At 60.6% G+C, this 6,629-nt stretch carries 6 protein-coding genes; 2 read left to right on the forward strand and 4 right to left on the reverse strand.

What is annotated here, in order from left to right; genetic code table 11:
* Positions 1 to 13 precede the first annotated feature (13 nt).
* The 4 genes from ACSU1G_RS34460 to ACSU1G_RS34475 form a co-directional block, all read right to left on the reverse strand.
* The gene (locus ACSU1G_RS34460) at positions 14 to 1,522 is read right to left on the reverse strand and encodes a TRAP transporter large permease (RefSeq protein ID WP_439286159.1); all 1,509 of its coding nucleotides are present in this window, start codon (positions 1,520 to 1,522) and stop codon (positions 14 to 16) included.
* A complete protein-coding gene (locus ACSU1G_RS34465; protein WP_439286161.1) occupies positions 1,522 to 2,103 on the reverse strand; it encodes a TRAP transporter small permease in 582 nt (193 codons plus the stop codon). The genes ACSU1G_RS34460 and ACSU1G_RS34465 overlap by 1 nt, the downstream gene beginning before the upstream one ends.
* Before the next feature lie 97 nt (positions 2,104 to 2,200).
* Positions 2,201 to 3,436, reverse strand: coding sequence for a TRAP transporter substrate-binding protein DctP (dctP, locus tag ACSU1G_RS34470; RefSeq protein WP_439286163.1), 1,236 nt, complete (start codon positions 3,434 to 3,436; stop codon positions 2,201 to 2,203).
* A 467-nt stretch (positions 3,437 to 3,903) separates the two neighbouring features.
* Positions 3,904 to 4,539, reverse strand: coding sequence for a TetR/AcrR family transcriptional regulator (locus ACSU1G_RS34475; RefSeq protein WP_439286165.1), 636 nt, complete (start codon positions 4,537 to 4,539; stop codon positions 3,904 to 3,906).
* 209 nt (positions 4,540 to 4,748) lie between these two features.
* On the opposite strand from ACSU1G_RS34475, the gene ACSU1G_RS34480 reads away from it, so the two are divergent.
* Both ACSU1G_RS34480 and ACSU1G_RS34485 read left to right on the forward strand, forming a co-directional pair.
* Complete coding sequence (locus ACSU1G_RS34480; protein WP_439286166.1) at positions 4,749 to 5,936, forward strand: CaiB/BaiF CoA transferase family protein; 1,188 nt, start codon at positions 4,749 to 4,751, stop codon at positions 5,934 to 5,936.
* Positions 5,937 to 6,097: 161 nt separating this feature from the next.
* A partial coding sequence (locus ACSU1G_RS34485; protein WP_439286168.1) for an AMP-binding protein occupies positions 6,098 to 6,629 on the forward strand: 532 nt, incomplete at its 3' end.

Raw genomic sequence — 6,629 nt, forward strand, 5'->3', positions numbered from 1 at the left:
GGCGATTCAGGCGTCATCTGGCCATGAGGGAGGGGAGCCAGGTGACGAGGTCGGGGAAGAAGATCCAGAGGAGGGTGACGATGACTGCCATGGGCATGAACAGCCACACTGCCTTGAAGACGTCATTGAGTGTGAATTTGACCCCGAGGTTGACCTTGGGGTCCTGGACGATCTTGTGGATCACGAAGCTGAGCATGCCGACCGGTGGGGTCAGGATAGCCAGTTCGACCATGAACACCCCGAACACACCGAACCACAACAAGTCAATGTCCAGGGCGTGCAACACCGGGAGCAGGATCGGGATGGTGGTCAACAGAATGGCCAACGGGTCCATGAACGTACCTAGAAGGATGTAGAGGACCATGATCAGGATCAGGAATTGAATCCGGTCCAGTTCAGCGTCGATGGCGAAGTTCGCCAGGACCTGACCGAGGCCGGTCACGGAGATCAGGGCGGCCAGGATGTGCGCGCCGACCAGGACGAAGAAGATGGCCCCGACGCTGCTGATGGTGTCGACGATGGCAGTACCGACCATGGCGAGCGGTTTGTTCTTCCGCTGGAACCATATGCAGGCGATCAAAGACCCGAGCACCCCGGCGGCGCCGGCCTCCGTCGCGGTGAAGATGCCGGTGAACATCCCCCCGAGGACCAAGAGCATGATTGCAACCAGCGGCCAGATATTGGCAAGCGACACCCAGCGCGCCCGCCAAGACGCACCGATTCTCTTGCGTCCGCCAACCCATGCGGGGAAGAGGATCGAGAATCCCACGATCATGACAGCGAACAACGCTGCCACCGTGAGGCCAGGGACCACGCCGGCCATCAGTTGGGGACCCACCGGATTCTCGAGCAAGCCCGCGACGATGACGAGGAAGACGCTCGGAGGGATGAGCTGCCCGGGAAGTCCCGCGACAATCACGGATCCGAGCGTCATCTGTTTCCCATAGCCCGCGCGAAGCATCTCAGGGATACCGATTCGGGCAAGCGCATAGGTGGTCGCGAGCGTTGAGCCCGACACAGCGGCCAGGCCCGCACCGGCCGCGTTGGTGCCCACGCCCAGCCCCCCGGGAAGCCAGCCCAACCAGTTACGTGCCCCCTCATACATGCGGGTGGTTAACCCTGACTGCCACAACAGCAACCCCATCAACACGAACATCGGCAGCACACTGAGTGACCACGACGACATCGTGGTCAACGGTGTCGAGATCAGGACGTTACTGGCCGCGGCTGTCCCGGTCAGCGAGTAGATCCCGATCACACCGGGCACTGCCAAAGCGAACATCACGGGAATCCGCAACACCAGCAGCACGAACATCAGCACGATGGCGAACAAGCCGACCAGCTGTTTCGTTGGTGCAACGAATATGCCCACCAGCGGTGCCACTACCCCAACGACGATCAGCGCACGCAAGATCCACAAACGGTGAGGACTCACCCGCTTCGACTCGTTCTGGGCATCAAGCGTTCGGTTCTGGGCATCAAGCGTTCGGTTCTGGGCATCAAGCGTTCGTACGGGAGACATCAGAAGTCCTCTCTTGTCAATGCGAGGACATCAGTGTCCTCAGAAGCGTCATGCTCCACGTCGAACTTCCCACGCAACGCAGCAACCGCATCCCCTGCAAAAAGCACAACAAGCACGCCGAACGCAAAGGGAACAAGCACGTAAACCGGTGCGATGAACACATCGCTCGCGGGTGCCGTCTGCCCAATGTTCAACGCGTGAACGGCCTCCGTCGCGCCAAACCACGCAAAACCCAGACACGCCACAGCCGCGACCGAACTGGTGAAGAACCGGGCCTCCCGCCGAATCTGCGTCGGCAGACGACTGAACAAAATATCCGCCTCGATCGACTGCCCCCGAGCCTGCGCAACAACAAAGCCCAGACACGCCACAGCCGGCAGCCACACATAACCCACCATCTCCGTCGTCCCCGTAATCGGAACACCAAAGAACGTGCGACTGATCACATTCGCCAAGATGGCCGCGACCATATACAGCACAATCGCCGCCGCCGCCACCTCCAACACACGCGTCGCCACATGACCTACCCGCCGCCACCTCCCCAACGGGACGCCCAACCGATCACCCTCCGACACCATCATTCTCCTTCCCAAGCGCCTGCTACGGCTTTTGTCGCGCAGTCGTTGGAGACAGATCGTAGCAACGATCGTCTTTCGTAAAAGGTCGTGCCTGAGGTGCTCATCGGGCGGCGGCCCGCTCGACCCGGGCGTCGATCCAAGGGGTCAAGTCGATCTCGGTGTACCAGTCAGCAATGTCCTCGACCGGGCCATCATCGACGTATCCCTTGCCCTTGACGGTCGCATTCCATGACTCGGACTCCTCGCGGACGAGTTCCAGAAATGCAGTTCCATCAAGCAGTGGCGAGTCCTCGACCTCCGCAAGGAGCTCAGCATTCACCTCGTTCATCCGTTCGTCGACCTCTGGAGCGAACGCGAGGTACGCGCCTCCGGCCGCAGCGCTCAGCTCCGCTGCGTCTTTCGAAATTATCGAGAGTGTCTTGCTTATGGAGTCGTCGGACTTGTGGATGGCGGCCTCCGAAATCAATTGCTGGGCTGCTTCGGGGAGTGACTTGAACTTCGGGCCGGCATAGAGATTGGTCGGCATCGAGGCGAAGGCTGATGTGGTCAGATGCGACACGAAAGGCGCCACTTCGAGCATTCCTGTTCCAAGTGCTGTGACGTGCGGCGACAGCGAGCAGTCGAGCATCCCGCGCTGTAGCGCTTCATAGATTTCTCCGTGGGCCAGAGATACCGGGGTTGCGCCCAACGCCTCCAGCTGACGAGTGTGGATGACGCTTCCGGAACGGACCTGCTTGCCAGCAAGATCATCGAGCGTCGTTATGGGCTCAGTGCAGAAAAGTGCAGCCGGGCCATCCGCGCTGAACGCGATGATCGGGGTAATCCCTTGGGACTCGAACTCCTCGACCAGTTCCGGCGTCGCGAGCGCAGCCTCATCGAATGCCGCCATGCTTGAGGTGTACCCCGGGATGATTCCAGCCTGGCGAACTACGGAGGCCGACGTCATGAGATTATTTACGGGATACTCGGTCGGATTGTACTGCGGCCAAAATTCGGCGAGGTCGATTCGGCCGTCGGCGATCCCAGCGTCCACTCCCACGGAATTGTTGATGATCGAGTTCGCCCAGGCAATGTCGAGCGAGATCTTTCCGCCAGAGTATTCCTCGACCATCTCAGCGAAAGCTAGGTAGTTAGGCCCAGTGATCGACGCTGCAGATGGAGTAATAGTCTGGAACGTAAGCGTCACTGGTTCCATCTCTGCGAGGGCCGCTTGATAATCTTCAGCGCTGGCGCCCCAGGGAACGCTGTCCCCCTCGACTTGGCTGCCGACCGTGTCGGCGCGGGAACAACCCGACAAGACCAGAGCCGCAACGATACCGGTCGCTGCCGCGATCACTCTTGCTCCGCGCCTGCGCATTCTTCTTGTAGTAGTTTCCACGTTGAAACTTTCTTTTCTCTGCCGGTCATCGGCCAGTCAGCAAAGCTCGCAGGCTTCCCCGCTGTGTCGGGACCTACTGCGGGCCGGTCGCTTTCCGCCCATGCTCCGGCGATGGGATTGGGACCGCTCGATTGGTGTGAACGCGCGTCAGTTGCCCTCAACATCTAAATCAGGACGCCTGAAGCTTGACCAGCGTCGCACAGTCGTGCGACTCTGGTCAAGTCATGAAATGACAAAGCTGCTTTCTCGGCAGACGTCTAGCATTCGCTCCGTCGGAGTCGACAACTCTGCTTCGGCCTGGGTGAGGAATGGGTTAACATCGACGACACAGCCAGGTGCCAGCGCGGCGCATCGCAGGACGTCGCGTCACTTAGTGCTCGACGTGTGGAACGTCTCTCGTCATCGATCCTGGGGGTACGGCCGGCCTACGAAGTCCCGCTCTCTCCACTTTGGGTTGCCAACCGGTCCAACTCCACGCCTGAAGAGCTCGTGGCCGGCCGCAACGCGTCTACCGCCCTGCTGAGTTCATCGGCTGCCCAGTCTGCACTGAGTGGGTCGATCAACTGCTGGATTGCGAGGCCGTGCGCGAACGCTGCCAATCGGCGCGCCTCGCTGGCGGGGTCCACCGACGGAAAGAATTCGCCTGTGCTCTTGCCTCGATTCAAGCAAAGCTCCCACCGCTCAAGGACCCAATTGTGATGCTTCACGAGTCGCTGAGCGGCCTCTGCATTGCTTTGGGCATACGAGGTCATTGCCAGCCAATACTGCCACCAGATCTGGCGCGGCTCGTCGCGCAATTCGTATCGATTCAAGACCCGCCGCATCGCATCGTGAGGTGCCATAGATTCCAGGTTGGTCGGCACTCGCCAGTATCCGTAGTCAATCGACTCCAGCAGGAGATTGTGTCGCGACCCGAAATGGTAGGTGATGGTCCCTGTGCTGAGCCCTGTGGACCGAGCGATATCGCGCATGCTCGTACCCGGCACGCCGTTTCGGGCAACGCATGCAAATGTTGCGAGGATCACGTCTCGTCGTACATCTTCACCCTTCGGCTTTGCCACGGCTCCAGTGTACGCACACGAGTGTGCGGCCGACTTCGCCAGCAGCGGCCTGACCGCGAGCGTCGTTGTTGCGCCAACCAGAAACCTGCGCGCGAAACGATCGACCTTTGGTTTGCGCGGCCTCGCGCTGCGCGGACGCCGTCAAAGCGACGGATGAGTCCAATTGACTAAGCACTCCAACATCCGTGAGTGCAAAGGAAGGAAAACAAATGGCGCACCGTCCCGAGACCCGTGAGTCAGCCGGTCCCCTCGAAGGAGTACGGGTGATTGAGTTGGCAGGCATCGGCCCAGGCCCCCATGCCTGTATGATCCTGGCGGATCTCGGCGCAGAGGTCATTCGCATCGAGCGGACGACTGGTTCGGCAGGCCCTCCCGTGCCGCGTTCCGCTGATATTACCCTTCGGGGTCGCTCAAGTGTCGCCCTCGATCTGAAGTCTCCCGCGGCGGTGCGCACAGTCCTTACGCTGGCGAAGCGTGCCGACGTTCTCATTGAGGGATTCCGTCCGGGTGTGACCGAGCGTCTCGGCCTCGGGCCTGAAGAGTGTCTCCGCGAAAATCCCCGGCTCATCTACGGTCGCATCACAGGATGGGGGCAAACCGGTCCCTTGGCTGGGACCGCTGGACATGACGTGAACTACCTCGCGGTCTCAGGGGTTCTCCACGGCCTCGGGCAGGATGCTTCACGTCCGCACTACCCAAGCAACCTGTTGGGCGACTACGGTGCTGGCTCCACCTACCTCGTCATCGGAGTCCTTGCTGCCCTGCACGAACGAACCAGGAGCGGCGTTGGCCAGGTGGTCGATGCGGCGATCCTTGACGGAGCCGCACACCTCAATGCGATCACATCGTCGCTACTGGCTGCGGACAAGCATGTCGAACGACGCGGAGTAAACACCCTCGGTGGGGGCGCGCCGTATTACGACGTGTATGAGACAAAAGACCGAGAACACATGGCGGTGGGCGCACTGGAATCACCGTTCTTCGCGGAATTCTTGCGTCGAATGGATCTTGAGGAATACAGCGATCGGTCTGATCCATCCGGCAGGGAAGAGTTGCGTACTGCGATCGCGGAACGCTTTCGGTCGCGGACTCGGAGCGAGTGGACGGAAGTCTTCGGCGCTAGTGACGCATGCGTTACTCCGGTCTTGCGACTCAGTGAGGCGCCCGAGCACCCTCACGTCTCAGCGCGCGGAACCTTTGTGAAGCGTGGCGGAATCGTGCAACCTGCGCCGACGCCACGGTTCTCCCGCACGCCACCCGATCTCCCACCCCCTCCACGCCCGCTCGGGTCTGACACTGTGACAACGCTACGGGCGTGGGGAGTCGAAAACGTGGATCGACTGCTGGAGGAAGGCTCTGCGTACCAAGCGAACAATACGATCACTCACGCACAGTGATCGGAAATCAAACAGCGCCGACCAGCTACGCATGCGGTGCTCTAATCCTGGAATTTGACGAGAGTCGCACATGTGTGCAACTCTCGTCAGGTCAACAATCATCCGACCGCCCGCGCCGAGATATATCGGGCCGCGATAATCGTATCTCCGAGAGGAACAGCATGACCGAGGCGAAGCCAGAGTCACTCATCGATAGATTTCGTTCACTCGCCAACGACGATCCAGACCACGTGGCTGTCACCACCCCCAACGAGGCGGTCACCCGCCGTGAGTTGGAGAGTCGGTCCGACGCGATCGCGAAAGAGTTGCTGTCCCACGGCACTCAACCGGGAGACTTCGTCTCAATCGTCCTGCCGAACGGAGCGGACTTCATCGCAAGCGCGATCGCAGCGTGGAAGGTCGGCGCGGTCGTCAATCCATTGAACACCAAGCTCGCCGAGACTGAACTCGCCGGTCTGATTGACCTCGTTAACCCGCGGGTCGCTATCGTCGACGATCCGGCAAACGCCCACGGCCAACCTTTCGTCCTTGCCCATGCAAATTTTGATTCGCGAACCGACGTATCTCTCGACGCAACGGTCGTATCGCCGATGTGGAAGGCAATCGGGTCGGGTGGCAGCACCGGCCGTCCGAAGGTTATCGTCTCGCCGGTTCCAGCGCTGGCCGCTCTGCATGACGAGTCGCGAATCCGCG

This window comes from Microbacterium sp. A93 (assembly GCF_051842835.1).

Excerpts from the sequence above, each read along its gene's own strand:
- ACSU1G_RS34465 (WP_439286161.1), bottom strand. The coding sequence starts at position 2,103 with ATGATGGTGTCGGAGGGTGATCGGTTGGGCGTCCCGTTGGGGAGGTGG.
- ACSU1G_RS34460 (WP_439286159.1), bottom strand. The coding sequence starts at position 1,522 with ATGTCTCCCGTACGAACGCTTGATGCCCAGAACCGAACGCTTGATGCC.
- ACSU1G_RS34480 (WP_439286166.1), top strand. The coding sequence starts at position 4,749 with ATGGCGCACCGTCCCGAGACCCGTGAGTCAGCCGGTCCCCTCGAAGGA.